The sequence below is a fragment of the Nocardiopsis sp. MG754419 genome (genome assembly GCF_018207095.1).
GTDB lineage: Bacteria > Actinomycetota > Actinomycetes > Streptosporangiales > Streptosporangiaceae > Nocardiopsis.
On the sequence record NZ_QOCZ01000293.1, the window covers coordinates 1 to 1,724 of the forward strand.

Consider the following 1,724-nt stretch of genomic DNA (forward strand, 5'->3'; position numbering starts at 1 on the left):
CCCACGACCTCCCAGTCGACGGTGCCCACACCGGAGCCGGTGCCGATGATCTCGTCGAAGGCCGCCGTGGACAGGTCCAGGCAGCGGCCGTCGATGTAGGGCCCGCGGTCGTTGATGCGGACGGTCACCGACTTGCCGTTGTTGGGGTTGGTGACCTGGACCATGGTGTCGAAGGGCAGCGTCTTGTGCGCGGCCGTCATCCCGTAGGTATCGAAGGTCTCGCCATTGGCGGTGGTGGCGCCGTGGAAGCCGTCCCCGTAGAAGGAGGCCTCGCAGGTGCCGCCCTGACCGGTGCCCTCGCCGGAGCCGCCCGAGGACCCGGTGGAGGCGGGTGTGTCGGCGGGCTCCTCCTCCGGCTCGGGTTCCTCGACCTGGGAGGTGCCGGCGGCAGACCCGGACTGGGTGGCCTGACCACGGGCGTCCTCGGCGCGCTCGCGCAGCTCGGGGTCGAGCTCTCCGGCCTCGGCCGAGGCCACCAGTGGGTCGGGTTGGGCCTCGGGGACGCCCACCGCGGTGGTGGCGTCCTCGGGGCCGGCGCCGGAGGTGATGACGGCCGCGGCGGCGCCTCCGCCCACGACCAGGGTCAGTCCCGCGGCCGAGGCCACGACCAGGGCGCGCTTCTTGCGCGAGCGTGCGGCCGCGCGACGTGGACCCAGGGGCGCGGGAGCCGTCGGGGCGTCGGTGTGGTGGTCCGCACCGTCGTCGGCGTGGTCGTCCACCGATGGGTTCTGGGGCTCGTGTTTGCCCACAACGCAGTCCTTCGAACGGGAACAGGGTAGGGCGGCCGCCTCCTGGCGCTCGACCGTGGGGTCGGGGAAAGAGGTGCGCCCTGGGGGTGCGGGCCGACCACGGGTGTGGGGCCGTGCACGGGGGCGGAACCGGGACCGCCGGCGTGTGACGTTGCACGGGGTCTGGGCGCAGATCTTAGGAGTAACGCGAGGGTAACGGTACCGGAAAGAGCGGGTTTGTGGAACTTATCACCGTTTTTGATCACCGGCCGGCCGAGGGTGCGGGCGGTGTGCACGGTGCCCGGTGCGGGGCGTGCGTCCCGTGAGGTCAGGGGCGGAGCAGGCCGCCGCGGCGCGGTGGCAGGTGTCCGTCGAACAGCGCCTGGGCGGGGTCGGGCAGGTCCACACCGCTCAACTCGGCGACGGCCTGGGACAGGGTCGGGTTGTCCAGGTGCCCGCCCACGAGACGGATGAGGGTGGTCATGGCCGGTAGGGGCGGTGCTCCCAGGGCGGTGACGGCGTAGCGGGCGGCCACGGCCGGGGTGCGCGAGGCCCCCGCCCAGCAGTGCACCAGGACGCGTTTGCCCTCCGAGCGCAGCGTGGCCACGGCCCCGGCCGCCTCGTCCAGGGTGAAGTGGAGGTTGGTGTTGGTGCCGGGCGTGTCGTGCAGCCACACCCGGACCCAGTCGGAGTCCGCCAGGTGCGGTGCGTCGTGGGGGTGGGTGCGGCACAGCGAGACCACCGCGTCGATCCGCTCGGGGTGGTGGCGCAGGTGGGCGAGGTTGCCCAGGAGCACCTGGGGGTCCAGGGGGTGGGGCACGGCGAAGGGCGCGAAGACGCGCGCGTCCTCGTGGCTCAGCGGCGCGCGGGGCCAGCGGGTGGGGTCGGTGTCGCCGGTGGCCAGTTCCAGTGCCGCGCGGGTGAGGGTGTGGGGGTCGGTGTGCCGGCCGACCCGGCGCAGTGCGTGCAAGGGCAGGGCGGAGGCGCCCCAGCGGG

Annotated in this window: 2 protein-coding genes; both read right to left on the reverse strand. The window is 73.8% G+C overall.

The window, feature by feature from the left end; genetic code table 11:
- Positions 1 to 749: septal ring lytic transglycosylase RlpA family protein (locus tag DSY14_RS27710; protein WP_211719550.1), on the reverse strand; the 749-nt coding region annotated here is incomplete at its 3' end.
- A 307-nt stretch (positions 750 to 1,056) separates the two neighbouring features.
- Positions 1,057 to 1,724 (reverse strand): dual specificity protein phosphatase family protein (locus DSY14_RS27715; protein ID WP_211719551.1); only part of this gene is annotated, 668 nt, incomplete at its 5' end.